This is a genomic window from Streptomyces sp. CT34 (assembly GCF_000805335.1).
Lineage (GTDB): Bacteria > Actinomycetota > Actinomycetes > Streptomycetales > Streptomycetaceae > Streptomyces.
The window spans coordinates 2,086,402-2,108,416 of record NZ_KN708638.1; the positions used below are offsets into that span (position 1 = coordinate 2,086,402).

Genomic DNA, 22,015 nt, shown 5'->3' on the forward strand with positions numbered 1-22,015 from the left:
GGGGGGGGGGCGCCCCGCCGGGCCGGGGCCGCGGGGCCCGCCGCCGAGGACGCGGTACGGGACGCCGTGGTGGTCGACGGGTATCCCTGGGCGGATCTGGCGCCCGAGGCCGTCGGGCTGGCGTTGGGCGCGTTCACCGCGGCCGGCGGCGATCCCGCCCGAGCGATGCTGACCGCGGTCAACATGGGGCGCGACGCGGACACCACCGGGGCGATCGCCGGCGCCCTGGCGGGGGCGCTGCGCGGGGCCGCGGCGATCCCCGCCGGCTGGGCCGCCGCGATCGGCCCGGCGCGCGGCAGCTGCCTGCCGTCGGGGGCGGGGTACCACGTGCTGGACGTAGCGGAGTTGCTGGTGGCGGCGGGTGGCGCGGTGGCGCTCACCGGGACCCGGGTGAGCGCCGGATGACGGGCGTCGGCGGTGCCCGGGTTCCGGTGCCGGGTGCCGGGGCCGGTGCCGCGGTGCCCACCCGCTCGCGGGTGGCGGGGCTGCTGCTCGGCCTGGCCGCCGGGGACGCCGCCGGGTGGCCCGCGGCGCGGCACCGGGCGGCCCTGCTGCCGGCCTGGACCCGGCGGCTGGCCCGCGAGCTGGACGACGTCGCCGAGCGGACCGCGACCACCGCGCTCCCGGTGCCGTTCGCGCTCAACCAGCGGCCCGCGCCGCTGCTGCTGGGCCCGTCCGACGATGCCGAATGGGCCGCGTTCACCGCGGAGTCGGTGCTCGCCGCGGGCGCCGGCCCCGGGCGGGCCCGCCGGGTCCGGGCCGCCCTCGACCGCGCCTGGCGGGCGCTGGCCGCGGAGCTGGAAGAAGCGGCACAGGCAGCAGAGGCGGCGGAGGGGACGGAAGGCGCGGCCGGCGCGGCCGGCGCGGCGCCCCCGCTGCGCGCCCGGATCTCGGTCCGCGCCGGGCTGGCCAACCTCGCCGCCGGGCTGCGTCCGCCCGCGGCGGGGCACGACAACCCGCACTTCTTCGACGACGCGGCCTGCGTCCGGGCCGCCGTGCTGGCCGCCGTCCACCCCGGCGAGCCGGTCGCCGCCGCCACGCTGGCCGAGTACGACGCGCGCCACACCCAGGACGGCGACGGGGTGCACGGCGCGCGGGCGCTGGCCGCCGCGGTCGCCGCCGCGCTGGGCGGGACGCCGGCCGCCGGCTGCGTCGCCGCGGCGCTCGCCCAGCTGCCGGAGGACACCGAGATCGGCCGCGCCGCCCGGCACGCGGTCCGGCTCGCGCGGCGCGCCGATGCGCCGCCCGGCCGCCCCGGTGCGGCGTTCGCGCTGGTGCCCGCGCTGGAGCACGAGATCGTCGACCACATCTACAGCTACGGCGTCGCCGCCGCCGACACCGTCCCCGTGGCGCTGGCGCTCGTCCTGGCGGCGGACGGGCGGATCACCGAGGCGGTACCGGCCGCCGTCTGCCTCTCCCGGGTCGCCGACTCCGCGCCCGCGCTGACCGGGGCGCTGGCCGGGGCGCTCGGCGGCGCCGGCGCCGTCCCCCGCGCCTGGCGCGACTCCTGCCGGGTGCTCGCCGGCTGCGCACTGCCGCGGCTGGCCGGGACGGACCTGGTGGCGCTGGCCGGCCGGCTCGCCGCGCGTGCCGCACCGGAGCCCGCGCGGGCGGCCGTCCCGGGCCCCCACCCGGCCGCCCCGCCCACCCCCACCGTGGAAGGACTCACCCGCACATGACGGACACGACGGACACCACGCCCGCCACGGCCCCGGCGCCCGGCCGGGAGCCCGCGGACCCGGCCGCCGCCCCGGGCGCCCCGGAGCCCCCGGGGCCGCGTGCCGCGGACGCCGGGCCCGACGTCGCGCCCCTGGAGGACCGGGCGGCCGGCGCCCTGGTCGGGGCCGCGGTCGGCGATGCGCTGGGCGGGCCGGTGGAGGGCTGGACGCCGGAGCAGATCGTGGCCCGGCACGGCGGCCGGGTCGAGGGGATCGTCGGGCCGTTCCACGAGGACTGGCGCACCGCCCGGCCGATCGCGCCGTACCACAAGGGCGACGGCCACGTCACCGACGACACCCTGATGACCCATGCCCTGGTCCGCGTCTACGAGACGGTGCGCGACCACCTCGACGCCTACGACGTCGCCGACCACCTGGTCCCGGACCTGATCGGCGTCCCCCGCTGGATCCCCGAACTGGAGGCCGAGGCGCTGCCGTTGCAGCGGATCTTCCTCGCCGAGAAGTGGATCGTGGCGCGGCTGCACTACGGGCACGCCGATCCGCGGGAGGCCGGTGTCGGCAACATCGTCAACTGCGGTGCGGCGATGTACATGGCGCCGGTCGGCATCGTCAACGCCGGCAACCCCGACCGGGCCTACGCCGAGGCGATCGACATCTCCGGTGCCCACCAGTGCTCTTACGGGCGGGAGGCGGCGGGCGTCTTCGCCGCCGCGGTGGCCGCCGCGTTCCTGCCGGACGCCACCCCCGCCTCGGTCGTCGGGCACGCGCTGCGGCTGGCGAAGGACGGTACCCGCGCGGCGATCGAGGCGGTCTGCGACGTCGCCGCGCCGCACACCGACTACGAGTCCGCGCTGGTGCCGCTGCGGGCGGCGGTCGCGCCGTTCGACACGGTCGGCCCGGACTACCGCAACCCCTCGCTGGGCGCCCGCCGCCCCTCCCGGCTGCACGCCGTCGAGGAACTCCCCATCGCGCTGGGCATGTTGCTGGTCGCCGACGGCGACTTCCGCGGCACCGTCCTCGGCTCGGTCAACTACGGCCGGGACGGCGACTCGATCGCCACGATGAGCGGTGCGCTCGCCGGTGCGCTGTCCGGCGCGTCCGCGGTACCGGAGGAGTGGAGCGGCGAGGTGGCCCGCGCCAGCCGGCTCGATCTGCACGCGCCGGCGACCGCGCTGGCCGCCGTCGCCCGCGAGGTCTTCGCCCGCGACCAGGCCCGCAACCTCCGGCACGAGCAGGCGTTCGGCGCGATCGCGGCCCGGGCGACGCGGGCGGAGGTGAGCGGGCGGTGACGGACGGTGGGGCGGGCGCGGCCGGCCCCATCGGCTCCGGGCCGGGGCTCCGGATCACCTGGGTGCAGCCCGAGGACCTGCTCGGGCACGAGCTGCGGCAGGCGGCCGAGGACGGGCGGGACGCGGCCGGGATCGCGCGCCGGTGGCGGGCGGCGGGCGGTGCGCCGGCCCCCGCGCGGGCGGGCGCCTCCCCGGGCCCGGCGGACCCCGCGCTGCGCGCCCTCGCCGGCCGGCTGCTCGACGAACTCGCGCTGCTGCCCTGCCCGTCGGCCGCCGACGAGCCGACCGACCTGGACGCGATCACGGCACTTTGCCCCCAACTCTCCGGGCCGGCGGAGGAGTTGCCACCGGAGATGCCGCCGGATCCGCCGGATCCGCCGGAGCTCGCTGACCTGACGGACCGTCTGGAAGCCGCCTGGCTCGGCCGGGCGGCCGGCTGCCTGCTCGGCAAACCCGTCGAGAAGCTGCCGCTCGCCGGCATCCGGGAGATCGCCCGGTCGACCGGGAACTGGCCGCTGGCCTCGTGGTTCACCGGGAAGGGGCTCGATCCGGCGGTCGCCGCCCGGTACCCGTGGAACCGCCGCAGCCGGGCCACCTCGCTCGCCGAGAACATCGACGGCATGCCCGAGGACGACGACCTCGACCATCCGCTGCTCGGCCTGCTCCTCCTCGAACGCCACGGGCCCGGCTTCGGCACCGCCGACGTGGCGCGGCTGTGGCTGGACGAGCTGCCCGCGGGCCGTACCTTCACCGCGGAGCGCGTCGCGTACCGCAACCTGCTGGACGGTATCGAGCCGCCCGCGACCGCCCGCCACCGCAACCCGTTCCGGGAGTGGATCGGCGCCCGGATCCGGGCGGACGTCCACGGCTGGACGCGGCCGGGCGACCCGGCGGGCGCCGCCGCCCAGGTCTGGCGGGACGCCACGCTCAGCCACACCGCGAACGGGGTGTACGACGCGATGTTCGTGGCCGCCGCGCTGGCCGCGGCGGGCGGCGGCAGCGACGTGCACGGCGCGCTGCGGGCCGGACTCGCGGTGATCCCCCCGGGGTCCCGGCTCGCCGCGGCGGTGCGCTGCGGCATCGCGGCGGCACACGACGAGCCGACCGGCGGCGCCGCCGGGTTCGCGGCCGTCGTGGACCGGCTGCACGACGCCTACGGGCACCACCACTGGGTGCACGCGGTGCCGAACGCGGCGCTGCTGGCCGCCGCGCTCACCCATGCCGACGGGGACTTCACCGGCTCCATCTGCCGTGCGGTGTCCGGTGGTTGGGACACCGACTCGAACGGCGCCACCGCCGGTTCGCTCGCCGGACTGCTCGCCGGCTCCCCCGCCGCGCTGCCCGCCCACTGGACCGCGCCGCTGCGCAACCGGCTCGCCACCGCGGTCGGCGGACAGGCCGGCATCGGCTTCGACACCCTCGCGCGCCGCACCGCCGCGCTCGCCGTACGCCACCGCGTCCCGCGGCACTCCCGCGGCCCCGCACGCCCGCGCTCCCCCCGTCACGCCCACCGACCGAAGGCCCCCGCACCATGACCGACCCGTTCCTCGCCGGCGGTGCGTCCGGGCCCGCCCCGGCCACCGCCGACGCGCCCGCCCCCGGCCCCCTGGCCGGACTGCGGGTGCTCGACCTGGCCACCCTGTTCGCCGGCCCGCTCGCCGCCACCCTGCTCGGGGACTTCGGCGCCGAGGTGATCAAGATCGAGCATCCGCGCCGGCCCGACCCGTCGCGCGGCCACGGCCCCGCCAAGGACGGCGTCGGACTGTGGTGGAAGCTGCTCGGCCGCAACAAGCGCGCCATGACGCTCGATCTGTCCCGGCCCGCCGGGCGCGACGTACTGCTCCGGCTCGCCGCCGGCGCCGATGTCGTCGTCGAGAACTTCCGCCCCGGCACGCTGGAGAAGTGGGACCTGGGCTGGGCAGAGCTGTCCGCCGCCAACCCGCGGCTGGTGCTCGCCCGGGTCACCGGCTTCGGCCAGTTCGGGCCGTACGCCCGGCGCCCCGGATTCGGCACCCTCGCCGAGGCGATGAGCGGATTCGCCGCGCTCACCGGCGAGCCGGACGGCCCGCCGACCCTGCCGCCGTTCGGCCTCGCCGACGCGATCGCCGCACTGACCACGGCGTACGCCGTGCTGGCCGCGCTGCGCGGCCGGGACGCCACCGGCCGCGGCCAGGTCGTCGACCTGGCGATCATCGAGCCGATGCTGACCGTCCTCGGCCCGCAGCCCCTCTGGTACGACCAGCTCGGCCACATCCAGCCGCGCACCGGCAACCGCTCCGCCAACAACGCGCCGCGCAACACCTACCGCACCGCCGACGGATCCTGGGTCGCGGTCTCCACCTCCGCCCAGTCCGTCGCCGAGCGGGTGCTGCGGCTGGTCGGCCGGCCCGAACTCGCCGCCGAGCCCTGGTTCGCGACCGGCGCCGGACGGGCCCGGCACGCCGACGAGCTGGACGCCGCGGTCGGCGGCTGGATCGCCCGGCGCGACCGGGCCGAGGTGCTGGCCGCCTTCGAGCGGGCGGAGGCGGCCGTCGCACCGGTCTACGACATCCGCGATGTGCTGGCGGACCCGCAGTACCGGGCGCTCGGCACGCTCACCGAGATCCCGGACGACGAGCTCGGCACCGTACGGATGCAGAACGTCCTCTTCCGGCTCTCCGAGACACCGGGCGCCATCCGCTGGGCGGGCCGCCCGCACGGCGCGGACACCGACGAGGTGCTGACCGGCCTCGGCATGACCGCCCCGGAGATCGCCGAGCTGCGCGCGGCGGGCGCGCTGTGAGGCCGCTGCCGGACCCCGGCGTCCCTCCGCTGACCTGGCTGTACGCGCCCGGCGACCGCCCTGACCTGGTCGCCGGGGCGCTCGTCTCCGGGGCCGGCGTGATCATCGTCGACCTGGAGGACGCGGTCGCCCCGGACCGCAAGGACTACGCGCTGGGCGCCACCGCCGAGCTGCTCAGCGATCCCGCGCCCGGCCCGGCCCCGGTGCACGTCCGGGTCAACGCGCTGGACGGCCCGCGCGCCGCGGCCGAGCTCCGCACCCTGGCCGGGCTGCCGGGGCTGGCCGGGCTGCGGCTGCCCAAGGTGCACGGTCCGGCGGACGTGCTGCGGGCGGCGGCCTGGGCGACGGGTCGGGCGCGGCCGGCCGAGCCGGCCGCCGCGGCAGCCGTGGGGACCACCCCGCCCGGCGCCACCGCCACCCGCACCCCGCCGGCCACCGCACCGGCGCCGGTCCCCGCGCTGTACGCCCTGCTCGAATCCGCGCTCGGCGTCGAGCACGCCTACGCCATCGCCACCGCGCACCCGGCGGTGCGCGGGATCGCGCTCGGCGAGGCCGATCTCCGCGCCGAACTGGGGGTGCGGGACGAGGCGGGGCTGGACTGGCCGCGCGGCCGGGCGGTGGTCGCGGCCCGTGCGGCGGGTCTGGGACCGCCGCCCCAGTCGGTGCATCCGGACGTCCGCGATCTCGACGGGCTGGCGCGGTCCTGCGCCCGGGGCCGGGCGCTGGGGTTCCTGGGCCGGGCCGCGATCCACCCCCGCCAGCTGCCGGTCATCGAGGCGGCGTACCGCCCTACACCGGAGGAGACCGAGGCGGCGGCGGAGATCGTCCGGGCCGCCGCGGCGTGGCCCGGGGCGCTGGCGCTCACGGACGGCCGGTTCGTGGACCCGGCCGTGGTGGCGGGCGCGCGGCGGGTGCTGGCCCTGGCCGGGCACATGACGAGGCGCCGGACGGACCCGGTGTGAACGAGTCCGGCCGGCGCGGTGACCGGACGACGGCCCCGAGCCGCCGCCGGCGACCCCACTCGTCAGGGGTCGGTCAGGACTTCTTGGTACCGCCGCCGCTTTCGGCGCGCCTGCCGGAGTCCTCCGCCGGTTCCCCGCCGCCCTGGGCCGCGGCGTTCCCCGCCCTGCCGTCCCCGGCATCGCCGCCGGTGCCCTTGGCGTCCTCGCCGCGCTCGGCCGGAGCGGTCTTCGCGGCCCCAACGCCGGCGGCGGCCTCGGCGCTTCCCTCGCTCTCCTCGCCCGCGGCGAGCTGCGCGCCCGGCTCGACGACCGCTTCGCGGCCCGGGGCCCTCTTCGCCGAGATCACCAGGTAGGCCACGGCCAGCAGGAAGACGATGCCCGAGGTCCAGTCGTTCAGCCGCAGGCCCAGGATGTGGTGCGCCTCGTCGACGCGCATGTACTCGATCCAGGCGCGGCCCACGCAGTAGGCGGCGACATAGAGGGCGAAGGCGCGGCCGTGGCCGAGCCGGAAGCGCCGGTCCGCCCAGATCACCAGCGCGGCGACGCCGATGCACCACAGGGACTCGTAGAGGAACGTGGGGTGGTAGGTGCCGCCGACGCGTCCGATGGCCGGGTCGGAGCTGATCTTCAGCGCCCACGGGACGTCGGTCGGCTTGCCGTACAGCTCCTGGTTGAACCAGTTGCCCCAGCGACCGATGGCCTGGCCCAGGGCGAGGCCCGGTGCCAGCGCGTCGGCGTAGGCGGGCATCGGGATGCCGCGGCGGCGGCAGCCGATCCAGGCGCCGACCGCGCCGAGGGCGACGGCGCCCCAGATGCCGAGGCCGCCCTGCCACACCTTGAGGGCGTCGAGGGGATGGCCGTTCTTGCCGAAGTACGGCTCGTACGTCGTGATGACGTGGTAGAGACGGCCGCCGACCAGTCCGAAGGGCACCGCCCAGACGGCGATGTCGGCGACGGTGCCGGAGCGGCCACCGCGCCGCACCCAGCGCTTGTTGCCGAGCCAGACGCCGACGAACACGCCGATGATGATGCAGAACGCGTAGCCACGCAGCGGGATCGGGCCGAGATGGACGACACCGGTCGAGGGGCTGGGAATGAATGCGAGGTCCATGGCAGGGTCGACGCTACCGCGCCGGGCAGGGTTGACGACAACCTGCCCGGCAACGGCTGCGTAACGTCCCCGCCGGGGCAGCGGCCCGTACACACCACCCGGGGCTAGCTCTTGCCGGACTGCTTGCCCTTGTTCGCGTCCTGGACCATCTGCTTCAGGCGGGCGGGGGTGACCTGGCCGTTCTTCTCGTTGGCGAGGTCCTTGCCGTTGAGCAGGACGGTCGGGGTGCCGTGGAAGCCGGCCTCGGTGAAGGCGGCGTGGGACTTCCGCACGAAGCCGTCGTACGTGCCGTCGTTCACGCACTTGGTGAACCGGGGGGTGACCAGTCCCGGCACCTTGCCGGCCAGCTGGATCAGGTACTTCTTGTCGCTGAAGCGGTCCTGCTGCTCCGGCGGCTGGTGGGAGTAGAGGACGTCGTGGAAGTCGCGGAACTTAGTCGCGTCCTGGGCGCAGAGGGCGGCGTTGGCGGCGGTCAGCGAGCCCGTGCCACCGGTGTTGCCGTCGATGAGGGTGGCGAGGTGGTACTCGGTCCTGAGCTGCCCGGAGTCCTCCAGCTCGTGGATCACCGGGCGGAAGCCGGTCTCGAACTGCTGGCAGGCCGGGCAGCGGAAGTCCTCCCAGACGACGAGGGTGGAGCGGGCCTTTGCCTCGCCTACCGGGATGGCGGGTTTGTCGCCGTCGCTGGCCTGCTTGGGCAGGGCGACCTCGTTGTCCGCGACGCTGCCGGACCCGCCGCCGGAGGAGACCCAGACCGCGATACCGCCGGCGACCACCAGCACCGCCACCACCGATCCGGCGACGATCGTCTGGCGGATCCGCCGGGTGCGGGTCTTCTCCTTGGCGCGCTGGGCCTGCAGCCGCTCGCGGGCGCTGCTCGTTTTGTCATGGTTCTCGTTCACGCCCCTGGACAACGAAGCGGAGGGGCGCTGCCGCACCCCTCCGCCGCGATGTTCGCCCCATCGGGGGATCTGCCCCCCGTGGGCGAGCCGCTACCGCCCGTTGCGGCGGACGCCCTCGCCCAGCCGTCCCGCCAGGGTGCGGACCGCCGTGAGCCCGGCGTCGAGGTCGCCCTCCGCGGCCAGCAGGCACTTGACGAAGGCCGAGCCGACGATCACCCCGTCCGCGAACCGGGCCACCTCGGCGGCCTGTTCGGCGTTGGAGACGCCGAGCCCCACGCAGACGGGGAGGCCGCGACGGGCACCGGGGGTGGCGCGGGTGCGGGCCACCAGGTCCTCGGCCTCGCGGCCGACGGACTCGCGGGTGCCGGTGACGCCCATGAGGGAAGCGGCGTAGACGAAGCCGCTGCCGGCCTCGGTGATCTTGGCGAGCCGCTCGTCCCGGCTGCTCGGGGCGACCACGAAGACGGTGGCCAGCCCGTGCTGCTCGGCGGCCTTCCGCCACACCTCGGACTCCTCGACCGGCAGGTCCGGCAGGATGCAGCCGGCGCCGCCCGCCTCGGCGAGATCGGCGGCGAACCGCTCGACGCCGTAGCGGTCGACCGGGTTCCAGTACGTCATGCAGAGCACCGGTGCGCCGGTGGCGGCGTGCACCTCGCGGACCGTGCGGATCACGTCGACGATCCTGATGCCGCCGCGCAGCGCGATGTCGTCGGCGGTCTGGATCACCGGGCCGTCCAGGACCGGGTCGCTGTGCGGGAGGCCGACCTCGACGATGTCGCAGCCGCCGTCGAGCATCTCGGTCATCGCCCGGACACCGCCGTCGACGGTGGGGAAGCCGGCCGGGAGGTAGCCGACCAGCGCCGCCCGGTCCTCCTTGCGGGCCTGGGCCAGCACGGACGTCAGCAGTTCGATGTTGCCCGCCATCACTTCTCCCCCTCGCCGGCCCGAGCCGGCTCGTCCGCGGTGTCGTACAGCCCGAAGTAGCGGGCGGCGGTGTCCATGTCCTTGTCGCCGCGGCCGGAGAGGTTCACCAACAGCAGCCCGTCGGGCCCCAGTTCGCGGCCGACGTCCAGGGCGCCGGCCAGCGCGTGGGCGCTCTCGATGGCCGGGATGATGCCCTCGGTCCGCGACAGCAGCCGCAGTGCCTGCATGGCCGCGTCGTCGGTGACCGCGCGGTACTCGGCGCGGCCGGCGTCCTTGAGGTAGGCGTGCTCGGGGCCGATGCCCGGGTAGTCCAGGCCGGCGGAGATCGAGTACGGCTCGGTGATCTGGCCGTCCTCGTCCTGGAGGACGTAGGAGCGCGAACCGTGCAGGATGCCGGGGGTGCCCTCGGTGAGGGTGGCGGCGTGCTCGCCGGTCTCGATGCCGTGGCCGCCGGGCTCGCAGCCGATCAGCCGGACGCCGGTGTCGGGCAGGAAGGCGTGGAACAGGCCGATGGCGTTGGAGCCGCCGCCGACGCAGGCCAGGGCGGCGTCCGGCAGCCGGCCGGCGCGCTGAAGGATCTGGCGGCGGGCCTCGACGCCGATGACCCGGTGGAAGTCGCGGACCAGGGCCGGGAAGGGGTGCGGTCCGGCGACCGTGCCGAAGAGGTAGTGGGTGCGGTCGACGTTGGCGACCCAGTCGCGGAACGCCTCGTTGATGGCGTCCTTGAGGGTGCGGCTGCCGGACGTCACGGCGATGACCTCGGCGCCGAGCATCCGCATCCGGGCGACGTTCAGCGCCTGCCGCTTCGTGTCGATCTCGCCCATGTAGATGGTGCATTCGAGGCCGAAGAGGGCGCAGGCGGTGGCGGTGGCGACGCCGTGCTGGCCGGCGCCGGTCTCGGCGATGACCCGGGTCTTGCCCATCCGCTTGGTGAGCAGCGCCTGACCCAGCACGTTGTTGATCTTGTGCGAGCCGGTGTGGTTGAGGTCCTCGCGCTTGAGGAACACCCGGGCCCCGCCGGCGTGTTCGGCGAACCGCGGCACCTCGGTGAGCGCGCTGGGGCGCCCGGTGTAGTTGACCATCAGGTCGTCGAGCTCGGCGGCGAACGCCGGGTCGGCCTTGGCCTTTTCGTACTCGGCGGCGACCTCGTCGACCGCGGCGACCAGCGCCTCGGGGATGAACTTGCCACCGAAGGCACCGAAGTAGCCCTGGACGCTGGGCACTTGGCCTTCCGGATCGGGAAGGAAGAAACGGGAACTGCCGGAGGACATCTGAGCACTCCTCGACCGGGGCCTACCGCCCCGGAGGTCCGGTATGTCGGGATGACGTGACGGGTGCTGCGCGCGGTGGCGCGCCGCCCCTACGGGGACGGACGCGTCAGCGCGCGGTCCCCGGGCGCCATCGCATCCCGTTGATCTGGCCCGGTTCGGAGCCGATGTGGTAGCGGACCCGGCGTCCGCGGACCCGCCGTGCCGGCGCCCGGCAGCCGCGGTGCCACGAGGGCAGCGCGGAGAACTCGGCCTCGGGGCGGCGGACGGCGGTCATCTCGGCGGTCCCTGTCTCCTCGGTCCGGCCGGTCAGTCCCGGCCGTGCCGGATCGCCGGGTGGGAGCCCGCCGCGACCAGGTCGGCGACCGCGGTCCTGGGGTCCTTGCCGGTGACCAGCGACTCGCCCACCAGCACGGCGTCGGCGCCCTCGTTGGCGTACGCGATCAGGTCGTGCGGCCCGCGCACCCCGGACTCGGCGACCTTGACGATGTGGTCGGGGATCTCGGGGGCGACCCGGGCGAAGGTGTTCCGGTCGACCTCAAGGGTCTTCAGGTTGCGGGCGTTGACCCCGATGATCCGGGCGCCGGCGTCCACCGCGCGGGCGACCTCTTCCTCGTCGTGCGCCTCGACCAGCGGCGTCAGCCCGATCGACTCGGCCCGCTCGATGAGCGAGACCAGCGCCTCCTGCTCCAGCGCGGCGACGATCAGCAGCACCAGGTCGGCACCGTAGGCGCGGGCCTCCCACAGCTGGTAGGCGGTGACGATGAAGTCCTTGCGCAGGATGGGGATGTCGACCTTGGCGCGGACCGCCTCCAGGTCGGCCAGCGAGCCTCCGAACCGGCGCTGCTCGGTGAGCACGGAGATGACCGCGGCGCCGCCCGCTTCGTAGTCGGCGGCCAGGCCCGCGGGGTCGGCGATCGCGGCGAGCGCGCCCTTGGACGGGCTGGAGCGCTTGACCTCGCAGATCACCGTGACGCTCTCGCCCTTCAGGGCGGCGACACCGTCCTTCGCCGGGCGCGCCTTGCGGGCCCGCTCCTTGAGCTCGTCGAGGCTGACGCGCGCCTGCCGCTCTGCGAGGTCGGCGCGGACTCCGTCGATGATCTCATCGAGCACGCTCACGCGAGCGGCCTCCTTCTTGAACGGTGGAGGGGACAGTGACCTGCGGGACTCAACCGCTGTCCCAGCTGGTTCTCCGATGGTATCCGTCGCGGGGGGCAGGTCCCGCATCCGGTGGACCGCGGTCCCACTACCTGGACATCTCCGGGATTCGCGGGGATTTGTCCCGGTGTGCGGATCACGGGTGCAGCCCGGCGCCGAAGGGGAGGTTGCGGACCGCGGTGAAGGCCAGCAGCAGCCCGCCCAGCGCCCACCAGTGGACGGGGCGCGGGCGCGGCCCGGCGGTCCGGCGTCCGCGTGCGGCGCGGGTGAGCCAGACCAGCCAGAAGAGTGCGAAGGCGGCGTAGCCGGCCACCGCGAGGGCGTTGGCCGCCAGGGCCGCGGCGAGGTCTCCGTGCGCCACGGCGTAGGCGCTGCGCAGGCCGCCGCAGGCCGGGCAGTAGACGCCGGTGAGGTGCAGCAGCGGGCAGACGGGATAGTGACCGGGTTCGTTGGGGTCGACGGTGCCGACCCCGGCGAAGGCGGCGGTGAGCGTCGCAAGGGTGGTCACCGGCGCGGCAAGACGGCGCAGCGGGCCGCGGCATCCGTCCGACCGCGCCGGGACCACAGGATCGCTCACGGTGCCGATGCTGCTACCGAATGCGCGAAGGCGCAGCTTCTCGGCCGCCATACGGGGGGCGGGCACGGGCGGCCGGTACGCCGTGGGCGGGCGTACGGGCCGGGAAGCGGCGCCTTCGTGGGGTGTCGAGCGGGGGTCAGCTCTCCTGCGGCTGCGCCTTGACCACCGGATTGGCCGCGCGCTTGGGCGCCTGGCCGAGGCCGGCCGCGCGCATCACGCCACCCACCACGGCACCGGCGCCGATCAGCACGATGCCCGCCCAGAAACCGGGCACGTTCGCCATCACCATGAAGGCTCCCGCGACGCAGAAGCCGATGAACGAGATGATGACGCCGGTCCAGGCGGCGGGGGTGTGTCCGTGGCCACTGCTCGACATTGAGTGCTCCTCGTTACTCGGTCGCGCCGGGGTACGGGCGCGGAAATCTCGTCGTCCATTGTCACCGATGGCGTACGGACCCCTTTTACCGGGTGGGGTCCTCACCGCGGTCCAGGGACTTCCAGATCTCCTCCGGGCGGTCCAGGTCCGGCGGCGCCGGGGCGCGCCGCGGTCCGCGGGCGCCGCCGGGGGTGCGCTCGTAACGGCCCGACATCGCCGGCCAGTAGCGCCCGTGGACCAGGGCCAGCACGCCGGCGAGCAGCAGCAGCAGACCGCCGGCGGCGCCGACCCACGGCCAGACGGTGTGTGTGACGTGATGCACATCGGCACCGGTCATCCCGACCGCGTCGGCGGCCTTCTCGCGGAGCGCGGAGGTGTCGGAGTCGCCGAGCGCCGCGGCGACGGCGACGCCCAGGCCGCTGAGCGCCAGCAGCGCGGCGACCGCCACCCGGCCGGCCCGGCGGACCGCGAAGACGGCGACCAGCGCGGCCAGCCCGACCACGGCCAGCGCGCCGGGCACGCCGGTGACGTCGGCGCCGGTCACGGTGCGCGGCAGCTCGCCCTGGGCCAGCACCGCGTTGCCCTGGGCCCAGGTGCGGCCGGACGCCAGCAGCGCCAGGCCCGCGCCGGCGGCGCCGAGGACCAGCGCGAGGGCGAGGCTGCGCATCGCGCTGCGCGCGGGCCGGGCGGACGCGGTCGCGGGCCCGGCGCCGGACTCGTGGGCGGACTCGCCGCCGGGCTCGGTGTCGGTACGGGACTGGGGTGCGGCACTCACGCCCACCACTATCGCCTACCGGCCGGTGCGGCCCGTCGCGCGGGGGTGCGCGAGGTCAGGTGCCCAGGTGGTTGGCGGTGTGCACGGCGCGCAGCACGGCCGCGGCCTTGTTGCGGCACTCGGTGTCCTCGGCGACCGGGTCGGAGTCGGCGACGATGCCGGCCCCGGCCTGGACGTAGGCGGTGCCGTCCCGCAGCAGGGCGGTGCGGATCGCGATGGCGGTGTCGGAGTTGCCGGCGAAGTCGAGGTAGCCGACGCAGCCGCCGTACAGCCCGCGCCGGGTCGGCTCCAGCTCCTCGATGATCTGGAGGGCGCGCGGCTTGGGGGCGCCGGAGAGGGTGCCGGCGGGGAAGCAGGCGGTGAGCACGTCGAAGGCGGTACGGCCCTCGGCGACCGTCCCGGTCACCGTCGAGACGATGTGCATGACGTGGCTGTAGCGCTCGACGGACATGAAGTCGACGACCTCGACGCTGCCCGGCTCGCAGACCCGGCCCAGGTCGTTGCGGCCCAGGTCGACCAGCATCAGGTGCTCGGCGCGCTCCTTGGGGTCGGCCATCAGCTCGTCGGCCAGCGTCTGGTCCTCCTGGACGGTCGCGCCGCGCGGGCGGGTGCCGGCGATCGGGTGCACCATCGCCCGGCCGTCCTCGACCTTCACCAGCGCCTCCGGGCTGGAGCCGACCACGTCGAAGGCGCCGCCGTCGCCGTCCTCGAAGCGGAAGAGGTACATGTACGGGCTGGGGTTGGTCGCCCGCAGCACCCGGTAGACGTCCAACGCGCTTGCCGTGCAGGGGGTTTCGAACCGCTGGGAGGGCACCACCTGGAAGGCCTCGCCGGCCCGGATGCGCTCCTTGATGTCCTCGACGGCGGCCATGAAGGCGTCGGCGCCCCACTCGCCGGTGTACGGGGGCACGGCGGACGGCGGCAGCGCGGCGGCGCTCGCGGGGGCGGGGCGGGCGAGGTCGTCGGCCATGGTGTCGAGGCGGGCCACCGCGTCCGCGTACGCCTCGTCGACGCCGGTGTCCTGGTCGTTGTGGTTGATCGCGTTCGCGATCAGCAGGACCGTGCCGCTCCAGTGGTCGAGGACCGCGAGGTCGGAGGCGAGGAGCATGGTCAGCTCGGGCAGCCGCAGGTCGTCGGTGGTGGAGTCGCCGATCCGCTCCAGGTGGCGCACGATGTCGTAGCCGAGGTAGCCGACCATGCCGCCGGTGAACGGGGGCAGCCCGGCGCCCTCGACGAGGTCCCGGGTGGGGGCACCTCCCACGCCGCGAGGCGTAGGGGGAGTGTGCAGGGCCTCGACGGTGGCGCGCAGCGCGACCAGCGGGTCGCCGCCGGTGGGCACGCCGACCGGCGGGGCGCCCAGCCACTGCGCCCGCCCGTCGCGGGCGGTCAGCGTCGCGGCGCTGCGGACGCCGATGAACGAGTACCGCGACCACGTACGGCCGTTCTCGGCGGATTCGAGGAGGAAGGTGCCGGGACGCTCGGCGGCGAGCTTGCGGTAGAGCCCGACCGGGGTGTCGCCGTCCGCCAGCAGGCGCCGGGTGACGGGGATGACCCGCCGGTCCTTGGCGAGTGCGCGGAAGGTGTCGAGGTCCGGATTGGCGGTGCCGGTGGTTCCCGTGGTCATGGCAGCGGAGCCTACTGGTCGCCGGCCGGCGCGCTCGCCAGTACGTCGGCATCGAAGCAGGTGCGGTCGCCGGTGTGGCAGGCCGCGCCGACCTGGTCGACCTTGACCAGCACGGTGTCGGCATCGCAGTCCAGGGCCACGGACTTGACGTACTGGACGTGACCGGAGGTGTCGCCCTTGACCCAGTACTCCTGGCGGCTGCGGGACCAGTACGTGCAGCGGCCGGTGGTGAGCGTGCGGTGCAGCGCCTCGTCGTCCATCCAGCCGAGCATCAGCACCTCGCCGGTGTCGTACTGCTGGGCGATGGCGGGGACCAGGCCGTCGGCGCCGCGCTTGAGGCGGGGGGCGATGGCGGGATCCAGGGCGGGGGTGGTGGGAGAGGAGGGGGCGGGGGTGGTGGGAGAAGAGGTGGGAGAACCGGTCATGTGTCCATTGTGCCGTGCGGCATGCTGCCGGTATGCATCAGCAGCCGTCGGCCGAGCCGCCGCCACCGCCGGACCCGGACCGTGTCGCGAGGGTCGCGGTGCGGGTGCTGGTGGCGGTGTTCGTGGCGGCGGCGGTGGCGGCCGTGCTGGTGGTGACGTGGGTGCTGCGGAGCTGACGGCCGGCGGGTGCGGCGGCCGGGGGCGGCGCCGTGGCAGGGGATGCCGGGCGGTCGTAGGGTGGCCGTATGTCGACCCATGCGAAGCGTGAACGGCTCCTTCTGGCCGACCTGTTGGAGAGCGCCGGGCCCGAGGCCGCGACGCTGTGCGAGAGCTGGACGGCGCGGGATCTGGCCGCGCACGTGGTGGTGCGCGAGCGGCGCGCCGACGCGTCCGCGGGGATCCTCGTCAAGCCGCTGGCGGCGCGGCTGGAGCGGGTGCAGGCGGAGTTCGCGGCGAAGCCGTACGAGGAGCTGATCCAGCTGATCAGGACCGGGCCGCCGAAGATGTCGCCGTTCGCGCTGAAGCCGATCGACGAGGCGTCCAACACGGTGGAGTTCTATGTGCACGCCGAGGACGTGCGGCGCGCCCAGCCGGACTGGTCGCCGCGCGAGCTGGACCCGGTCTTCTCGGACGCGCTGTGGGCGCGGCTGGAGCGGGCGGCCCGGGTGCTGGGCCGGAAGGCGCCGGTGGGGCTGGTGCTGCGGCGGCCGAACGGGCAGACGGCGGTGGCGCACCGGGGCACCCCGGTGGTGACGGTCACCGGCGAGCCGGGCGAGCTGACGCTGTTCGCGTTCGGGCGGCAGGACGCGGCGGACGTGGAGCTGGACGGGGACAAGGACGCGGTCGCCAAGGTGCTGGAGGCGAAGCTGGGCGTCTGACGCGCGCCCGCCGGCCGGGGCGTCAGGACGTCCCCAGGCCCAGGTGCTCCATCAGGATGCGCTCCAGCTCGCGGGCGGCCCGCGGCGGGGAGACGTCGCCGCGGTGCGCGACGGAGACCACCCGGTGCATGCCGGGGGTGGCGAACCGGGTGACGCGCAGCCCGGAGCGTTCGGCGACCATGCTGGGGACGACGGCGATGCCGAGCCCGGCGCGGACGAAGCCGAGGACGGCGTCCATCTCACCGCCCTCGACGGTGAAGGTGGGCTCGAAGCCGGCCGCCCGGCATGCCGCGGTGGTGAATTCCCGCAGGTCGTAGCCGCGGCGGAACATGGCCAGCGGCCGGCCGCGCAGGTCCTCGACGCGGATGCGGGTGCGCCGGCCGCCCACCGGGGCCGGGCGGCCCGGGGCGGAGACCACCACCAGCTCCTCGCGCAGCAGCTCGGCGGTGGCCAGCGCCGGGGCCTGCACCGGCAGCGGCGTGATGATCAGCGCCAGGTCCAGCTCGCCGTCGGCCAGCGCCCGTACGAGGTCCTGGGAGCCGTCCTCGGTGACGATCAGGTCGACACCCGGGTAGCTGGTGTGGAAGGCGCTCAGGACGTCGGGGACCAGGCTGGCGCAGAGGCTGGGCGGGGCCCCGAGGCGGAGCCGGCCGCGGCGCAGCCGGGCGACCTCCTGGACCTCGCGGCGGGCGGTCTCGGTGTCGGCGAGGATGCGCCGGGCCAGCGGCAGCAGGGTCTCGCCGGCGTCGGTGAGGGTGATGTGGCCGCGTGCGCGGTGGAACAGCTCGGCGCCCAACTCCCGTTCCAGGGACCGGATCTGCTGGGACAGGGAGGGCTGGGCGACGTGTTCGCGTTCGGCGGCGCGGGTGAAGTGGCGGGTGTCGGCCACGGCGGTGAAGTAGCGGAGCTGCTGTAGCTGCATGAGGGGAATATAAGGCAGCGATAGGCGCAGCCTATGGAGATGAGCCGCACCATGTCTTGGACTGATCGGCGGCACCGTCCCTACCGTCGGGACCCATGGCACTGGACACAAGGACGGATCGACGGCCGTCCGTCACGGGCGTTCTGTGGCGCTCGACCGTCGGCAAGAAGACGGCGATGGCGGTCAGCGGCATCGTGATGCTGCTGTACCTGGTCGTCCACATGCTGGGCAACCTCAAGATCTTCTTCGGATCCCCGGACTTCAACGCCTATGCCGCCTGGCTGCGCACCATCGGCGAGCCCTTCCTGCACCACGAGTGGTTCCTGTGGCTCGCCCGGGTGGTGCTGGTCGTCGCGGTCGTCACGCACGCGGTGGCCGCCTACCAGCTCAGCCGCCGGGACCTCGCCGCGCGCCCGGCGAAGTACGCCCACCCGTCGCCCGGCCGCCACCCCTGGCCGAGGCGCTTCGCGCCGCACCTCCTTCTGCGCCGCCGCGCGAGCTACGCCACCCGCACCATGCGCTGGGGCGGGATCATCCTCGGGCTGTTCATCGTCTGGCACATCCTGGACCTGACGACGCTGACGGTGAACCCGCGCGCCGAGGCCGGCCATCCGTACCAGAACGTGGTGGCGAGCTTCTCCACCTGGTACGGCGACGTGATCTACATCGTGGCGATGCTCGCGCTCGGCCTGCACATCCGGCACGGCTTCTGGAGCGCCGCGCAGACCCTGGGCGCCAACCGGCCCGGCCGCGACCGGCTGCTCAAGGGCCTGGCGAACGCCCTCGCCGCCACCCTGACCGCCGGCTTCATCGCCGTCCCCGTCTCCGTGATGACCGGAGTAGTGAGCTGACATGAGTACGTACACCCACTACGCGACCGGCGCGCCGGTCGCCGACACCAAGGCGCCGGCCGGGCCGGTCCACGAGCGCTGGGACACCCGCCGCTTCGAGGCGAAGCTGGTCAACCCGGCCAACCGCCGCAAGCACACGGTGATCGTCGTCGGCACCGGCCTGGCGGGCGGCGCGGCCGGCGCCACACTCGCCGAACAGGGCTACCACGTCGAGCAGTTCTGCTACCAGGACTCGCCGCGCCGGGCGCACTCCATCGCCGCGCAGGGCGGCATCAACGCCGCGAAGAACTACCGCAACGACGGCGACTCGGTCCACCGGCTGTTCTACGACACCGTCAAGGGCGGCGACTTCCGCGCCCGCGAGTCCAATGTGCACCGGCTCGCGCAGATCTCCGTCGAGATCATCGACCAGTGCGTGGCCCAGGGCGTGCCGTTCGCCCGGGAGTACGGCGGGCTGCTGGACACCCGCTCGTTCGGCGGCGTCCAGGTCTCCCGTACCTTCTACGCCCGCGGCCAGACGGGACAGCAGCTGCTGCTCGGCGCCTACCAGGCGCTCTCCCGGCAGATCGCGGCCGGCACCGTCCGGCTGCACGCCCGCACCGAGATGCTCGACCTGATCGTCGTCGACGGCCGGGCCCGCGGCATCGTCGCCCGCGACCTGGTCACCGGCGAGATCGGCTCGTACGTCGCGGACGCGGTGGTGCTGGCGTCCGGGGGCTACGGCAACGTCTTCTATCTGTCGACGAACGCCATGAACTCCAACGCCACCGCCGTCTGGCGAGCGCACCGCCGCGGCGCGTACTTCGCCAACCCCTGCTTCACGCAGATCCATCCGACCTGCATCCCGCGCACCGGCGACCACCAGTCCAAGCTGACGCTGATGAGCGAGTCGCTGCGCAACGACGGCCGCATCTGGGTGCCGAAGGCCAAGGGCGACACCCGCCCGCCGGCCGAGATCCCCGAGGACGAGCGGGACTACTACCTGGAGCGGATCTACCCGTCGTTCGGCAACCTCGTCCCGCGCGACATCGCCTCCCGCGCGGCGAAGAACGTCTGCGACGAGGGCCGCGGCGTCGGCCCCGGCGGCCAGGGCGTCTACCTGGACTTCGCCGACGCCATCGCACGGATGGGCCGCAAGGCGGTGGAGGCCAAGTACGGCAACCTCTTCGACATGTACGCCCGGATCACCGCCGAGGACCCGTACACGGTCCCGATGCGGATCTACCCGGCCGTGCACTACACCATGGGCGGGCTGTGGGTCGACTACGACCTCCAGACCACGATCCCGGGCCTGTTCGCGGTCGGCGAGGCCAACTTCTCCGACCACGGCGCCAACCGGCTGGGCGCGAGCGCGCTGATGCAGGGCCTGGCCGACGGCTACTTCGTCCTCCCGTCCACGATCAACGACTACCTGGCGCGCCACCCGCGCCGGGCCGTCGACGACGAGGTCACCGCCGACCACCCGGTGGTCCGGGAGGTGCTGGCCGAGACCGAGGACCGGCTGCGCCTGCTGCTCGCCGCCGACGGCGACCGCACCCCCGACTCCTTCCACCACGAGATCGGCGAACTCATGTGGGAGTACTGCGGGATGGCCCGCACCGACCACGGGCTGCGCAAGGCGCTCGACCGGATACCGCAGATCCGCGAGGAGTTCTGGCGCCGCATCAAGGTGCCCGGCACCGGCGCGGAGTTCAACCAGTCGCTGGAGAAGGCGAACCGCGTCGTCGACTACCTGGAGCTCGCCGAGCTGATGTGCCTCGACGCCCTGCACCGCGCCGAGTCCTGCGGCGGCCACTTCCGCGAGGAGTCGCAGACCCCGGACGGCGAGGCCGCCCGCGACGACGAGGCGTTCTGCTACGCCGCCGCCTGGGAGTTCACCGGGACCGGCACGGCCCCCACCCTCCACAAGGAAGACCTGGTCTTCGAGTACGTCCACCCCACTCAGCGGAGCTACGCATGAGGCTCACCCTGCGCGTCTGGCGCCAGAAGAACGCCGACGCCCCCGGCACCATGACCCCCTACGACGTCGACGGCGTCTCGCCCGACATGTCGTTCCTCGAAATGCTCGACACCCTCAACGAGCGGCTGATCCTGGACGGTGACGATCCGGTCGCCTTCGACCACGACTGCCGCGAGGGCATCTGCGGCGCGTGCAGCCTGGTCATCAACGGCGACGCCCACGGGCCCGAGCGGACCACCACCTGCCAGCTGCACATGCGGTCGTTCGCCGACGGCGACACCATCGACATCGAGCCCTGGCGCGCCGCGGCCTTCCCGGTCGTCAAGGACCTGGTCGTGGACCGCTCCGCCTTCGACCGGATCATCCAGTCCGGCGGCTACATCACCGCGCCCACCGGCTCCGCCCCCGAGGCGCACGCCACCGCCGTCCCCAAGCCGGTGGCCGACACCGCCTTCGAGCACGCCGAGTGCATCGGCTGCGGCGCGTGCGTGGCGGCCTGCCCCAACGGCTCGGCGATGCTCTTCACCTCCGCCAAGGTCGTCCATCTCAACTCGCTGCCGCAGGGCGCCCCGGAGCGGGAGTCCCGGGTCCTGGACATGGTCGGCCGGATGGACGCCGAGGGCTTCGGCGGCTGCACCAACACCGGCGAGTGCGCCACCGCCTGCCCGAAGGGCATCCCGCTCTTCAGCATCGCGACGATGAACCGGGAGTTCGTCCGGGCGGCCCGGAAGCGCTGAGCGACGGGGCCGGGCCGGGGCCGGACGGCCCGGCCCGGGGCCCTCAGCGGACCGGGTGCCCCGCCTCGCGCAGGGCCTCCTTGACCTGGCCGATGCGCAGGTCGCCGAAGTGGAAGACGGAGGCGGCCAGCACCGCGTCGGCGCCGGCGGCGACCGCCGGGGCGAAGTCGCCGAGCTTGCCGGCGCCGCCGGAGGCGATCACCGGCACCGAGACGTGCTTGCGCACCGCCTCGATCATCTCCACGTCGTAGCCGTCCTTGGTGCCGTCGGCGTCCATGGAGTTGAGCAGGATCTCGCCGGCGCCCAGCTCGGCGGCGCGGTGCGCCCACTCGACGGCGTCGATACCGGCAGAGCGGCGACCGCCGTGGGTGGTCACCTCGAAGGAGGAGCCGGAAGAGCCGCCGCGGGAGGGGATGCGGCGGGCGTCGACGGAGAGCACCAGCACCTGGCTGCCGAACCGTTCGGCGATCTCCCGGATCAGGTCGGGGCGGGCGATCGCGGCGGTGTTGACGCCGACCTTGTCGGCGCCGGCGCGCAGCAGCCGGTCGACGTCCTCGGCGGTGCGCACGCCGCCGCCGACGGTCAGCGGGATGAAGACCTGCTCGGCGGTGCGCCGGACCACGTCGTAGGTCGTCTCGCGGTTGCCGGAGGAGGCGGTGATGTCGAGGAAGGTGAGCTCGTCGGCGCCCTCCTGGCCGTAGACCTTCGCCATCTCGACGGGGTCGCCCGCATCGCGCAGGTTCCGGAAGTTGACACCCTTGACGACGCGGCCGTTGTCGACGTCCAGGCAGGGAATGACGCGGACCGCCAGGGTCATG

24 protein-coding genes are annotated in these 22,015 nt (G+C 74.8%); 11 read left to right on the forward strand and 13 right to left on the reverse strand.

What is annotated here, in order from left to right:
• From RZ84_RS39595 to RZ84_RS09310, 6 genes are all read left to right on the forward strand, one after another.
• Positions 1-405, forward strand: a 405-nt coding sequence (locus tag RZ84_RS39595) for an ADP-ribosylglycohydrolase family protein (protein WP_198539958.1), incomplete at its 5' end; no start/stop codon positions are given.
• Entirely contained in the window at positions 402-1,679 is a 1,278-nt protein-coding gene (locus RZ84_RS09290; protein ID WP_043263901.1) for an ADP-ribosylglycohydrolase family protein, read from the forward strand. The genes RZ84_RS39595 and RZ84_RS09290, both read left to right, overlap by 4 nt.
• Positions 1,676-2,968, forward strand: coding sequence for an ADP-ribosylglycohydrolase family protein (locus RZ84_RS09295; protein WP_043263902.1), 1,293 nt, complete (start codon positions 1,676-1,678; stop codon positions 2,966-2,968). Before RZ84_RS09290 ends, RZ84_RS09295 begins: the two co-directional genes overlap by 4 nt.
• Positions 2,965-4,503 carry an ADP-ribosylglycohydrolase family protein gene (locus RZ84_RS09300; RefSeq protein WP_241777634.1) on the forward strand — a complete coding sequence of 513 codons (1,539 nt, stop codon included), beginning with the start codon at positions 2,965-2,967 and terminating at the stop codon, positions 4,501-4,503. The genes RZ84_RS09295 and RZ84_RS09300 overlap by 4 nt, the downstream gene beginning before the upstream one ends.
• Entirely contained in the window at positions 4,500-5,750 is a 1,251-nt protein-coding gene (locus RZ84_RS09305) for a CaiB/BaiF CoA transferase family protein (protein ID WP_043263903.1), read from the forward strand. The genes RZ84_RS09300 and RZ84_RS09305 overlap by 4 nt, the downstream gene beginning before the upstream one ends.
• Positions 5,747-6,712: an HpcH/HpaI aldolase/citrate lyase family protein gene (locus tag RZ84_RS09310; protein ID WP_078893650.1), complete on the forward strand. Its 966-nt coding sequence runs from the start codon at positions 5,747-5,749 to the stop codon at positions 6,710-6,712. The genes RZ84_RS09305 and RZ84_RS09310 overlap by 4 nt, the downstream gene beginning before the upstream one ends.
• 73 nt (positions 6,713-6,785) lie before the next feature.
• On the opposite strand, the gene lgt is transcribed toward RZ84_RS09310, so the two are convergent.
• The 11 genes from lgt to hisI all read right to left on the reverse strand — a co-directional run bounded on the left by lgt (position 6,786) and on the right by hisI (position 15,849).
• Positions 6,786-7,823, reverse strand: coding sequence for a prolipoprotein diacylglyceryl transferase (gene lgt / locus RZ84_RS09315; RefSeq protein ID WP_043263904.1), 1,038 nt, complete (start codon positions 7,821-7,823; stop codon positions 6,786-6,788).
• 104 nt (positions 7,824-7,927) lie between these two features.
• The gene (locus RZ84_RS09320; protein ID WP_043263905.1) at positions 7,928-8,722 is read right to left on the reverse strand and encodes a DsbA family protein; all 795 of its coding nucleotides are present in this window, start codon (positions 8,720-8,722) and stop codon (positions 7,928-7,930) included.
• Positions 8,723-8,812: 90 nt separating this feature from the next.
• Positions 8,813-9,646, reverse strand: coding sequence for a tryptophan synthase subunit alpha (gene trpA / locus RZ84_RS09325; RefSeq protein WP_043263906.1), 834 nt, complete (start codon positions 9,644-9,646; stop codon positions 8,813-8,815).
• Positions 9,646-10,917: a tryptophan synthase subunit beta gene (trpB, locus tag RZ84_RS09330; RefSeq protein WP_043263907.1), complete on the reverse strand. Its 1,272-nt coding sequence runs from the start codon at positions 10,915-10,917 to the stop codon at positions 9,646-9,648. Before trpB ends, trpA begins: the two co-directional genes overlap by 1 nt.
• Positions 10,918-11,023: 106 nt before the next feature.
• Entirely contained in the window at positions 11,024-11,191 is a 168-nt protein-coding gene (locus RZ84_RS39600; protein WP_198539959.1) for a tryptophan biosynthesis modulator TrpM, read from the reverse strand.
• A gap of 32 nt (positions 11,192-11,223) precedes the next feature.
• On the reverse strand, positions 11,224-12,033 hold the full coding sequence (trpC, locus tag RZ84_RS09335) for an indole-3-glycerol phosphate synthase TrpC (RefSeq protein ID WP_043263908.1): 810 nt from the start codon (positions 12,031-12,033) through the stop codon (positions 11,224-11,226).
• Between the two features lie 175 nt (positions 12,034-12,208).
• Entirely contained in the window at positions 12,209-12,649 is a 441-nt protein-coding gene (locus RZ84_RS09340) for a DUF2752 domain-containing protein (protein WP_241777635.1), read from the reverse strand.
• Between the two features lie 136 nt (positions 12,650-12,785).
• Positions 12,786-13,025: an HGxxPAAW family protein gene (locus RZ84_RS09345; RefSeq protein ID WP_043263909.1), complete on the reverse strand. Its 240-nt coding sequence runs from the start codon at positions 13,023-13,025 to the stop codon at positions 12,786-12,788.
• Between the two features lie 85 nt (positions 13,026-13,110).
• Positions 13,111-13,800, reverse strand: a complete 690-nt coding sequence (locus tag RZ84_RS09350; RefSeq protein ID WP_043269470.1) for a TIGR02234 family membrane protein — start codon at positions 13,798-13,800, stop codon at positions 13,111-13,113.
• Positions 13,801-13,855: 55 nt separating this feature from the next.
• Positions 13,856-15,424 (reverse strand): anthranilate synthase component I, encoded by a 1,569-nt coding sequence (locus RZ84_RS09355; protein ID WP_043263910.1) that lies wholly within the window; start codon positions 15,422-15,424, stop codon positions 13,856-13,858.
• An 11-nt stretch (positions 15,425-15,435) separates the two neighbouring features.
• Entirely contained in the window at positions 15,436-15,849 is a 414-nt protein-coding gene (gene hisI / locus RZ84_RS09360; protein WP_043263911.1) for a phosphoribosyl-AMP cyclohydrolase, read from the reverse strand.
• 32 nt (positions 15,850-15,881) lie between these two features.
• Between hisI and RZ84_RS38835 the strand changes: the two genes are divergently transcribed.
• Together RZ84_RS38835 and RZ84_RS09365 are read left to right on the forward strand one after the other, a co-directional pair.
• Positions 15,882-16,025 (forward strand): hypothetical protein, encoded by a 144-nt coding sequence (locus RZ84_RS38835; protein WP_157878790.1) that lies wholly within the window; start codon positions 15,882-15,884, stop codon positions 16,023-16,025.
• Between the two features lie 69 nt (positions 16,026-16,094).
• On the forward strand, positions 16,095-16,727 hold the full coding sequence (locus RZ84_RS09365; protein WP_043263912.1) for a TIGR03085 family metal-binding protein: 633 nt from the start codon (positions 16,095-16,097) through the stop codon (positions 16,725-16,727).
• A 22-nt stretch (positions 16,728-16,749) separates the two neighbouring features.
• Here RZ84_RS09365 and RZ84_RS09370 read toward each other — a convergent pair whose 3' ends face one another.
• On the reverse strand, positions 16,750-17,649 hold the full coding sequence (locus tag RZ84_RS09370) for a LysR family transcriptional regulator (RefSeq protein ID WP_043263913.1): 900 nt from the start codon (positions 17,647-17,649) through the stop codon (positions 16,750-16,752).
• A 95-nt stretch (positions 17,650-17,744) separates the two neighbouring features.
• On the opposite strand from RZ84_RS09370, the gene RZ84_RS09375 reads away from it, so the two are divergent.
• The 3 genes from RZ84_RS09375 to RZ84_RS09385 are packed head-to-tail and all read left to right on the forward strand — an operon-like array spanning position 17,745 to position 21,197.
• Entirely contained in the window at positions 17,745-18,500 is a 756-nt protein-coding gene (locus RZ84_RS09375; protein ID WP_043263914.1) for a succinate dehydrogenase, read from the forward strand.
• Between the two features lies 1 nt (position 18,501).
• Positions 18,502-20,460 (forward strand): fumarate reductase/succinate dehydrogenase flavoprotein subunit, encoded by a 1,959-nt coding sequence (locus tag RZ84_RS09380; RefSeq protein ID WP_043263915.1) that lies wholly within the window; start codon positions 18,502-18,504, stop codon positions 20,458-20,460.
• The gene (locus RZ84_RS09385) at positions 20,457-21,197 is read left to right on the forward strand and encodes a succinate dehydrogenase/fumarate reductase iron-sulfur subunit (protein ID WP_043263916.1); all 741 of its coding nucleotides are present in this window, start codon (positions 20,457-20,459) and stop codon (positions 21,195-21,197) included. The genes RZ84_RS09380 and RZ84_RS09385 overlap by 4 nt, the downstream gene beginning before the upstream one ends.
• A 43-nt stretch (positions 21,198-21,240) precedes the next feature.
• Here the strand turns inward: RZ84_RS09385 and hisF are convergent, their stop codons facing one another.
• Positions 21,241-22,014 (reverse strand): imidazole glycerol phosphate synthase subunit HisF, encoded by a 774-nt coding sequence (hisF, locus tag RZ84_RS09390; protein ID WP_043263917.1) that lies wholly within the window; start codon positions 22,012-22,014, stop codon positions 21,241-21,243.
• Between the last annotated feature and the right edge of the window lies 1 nt (position 22,015).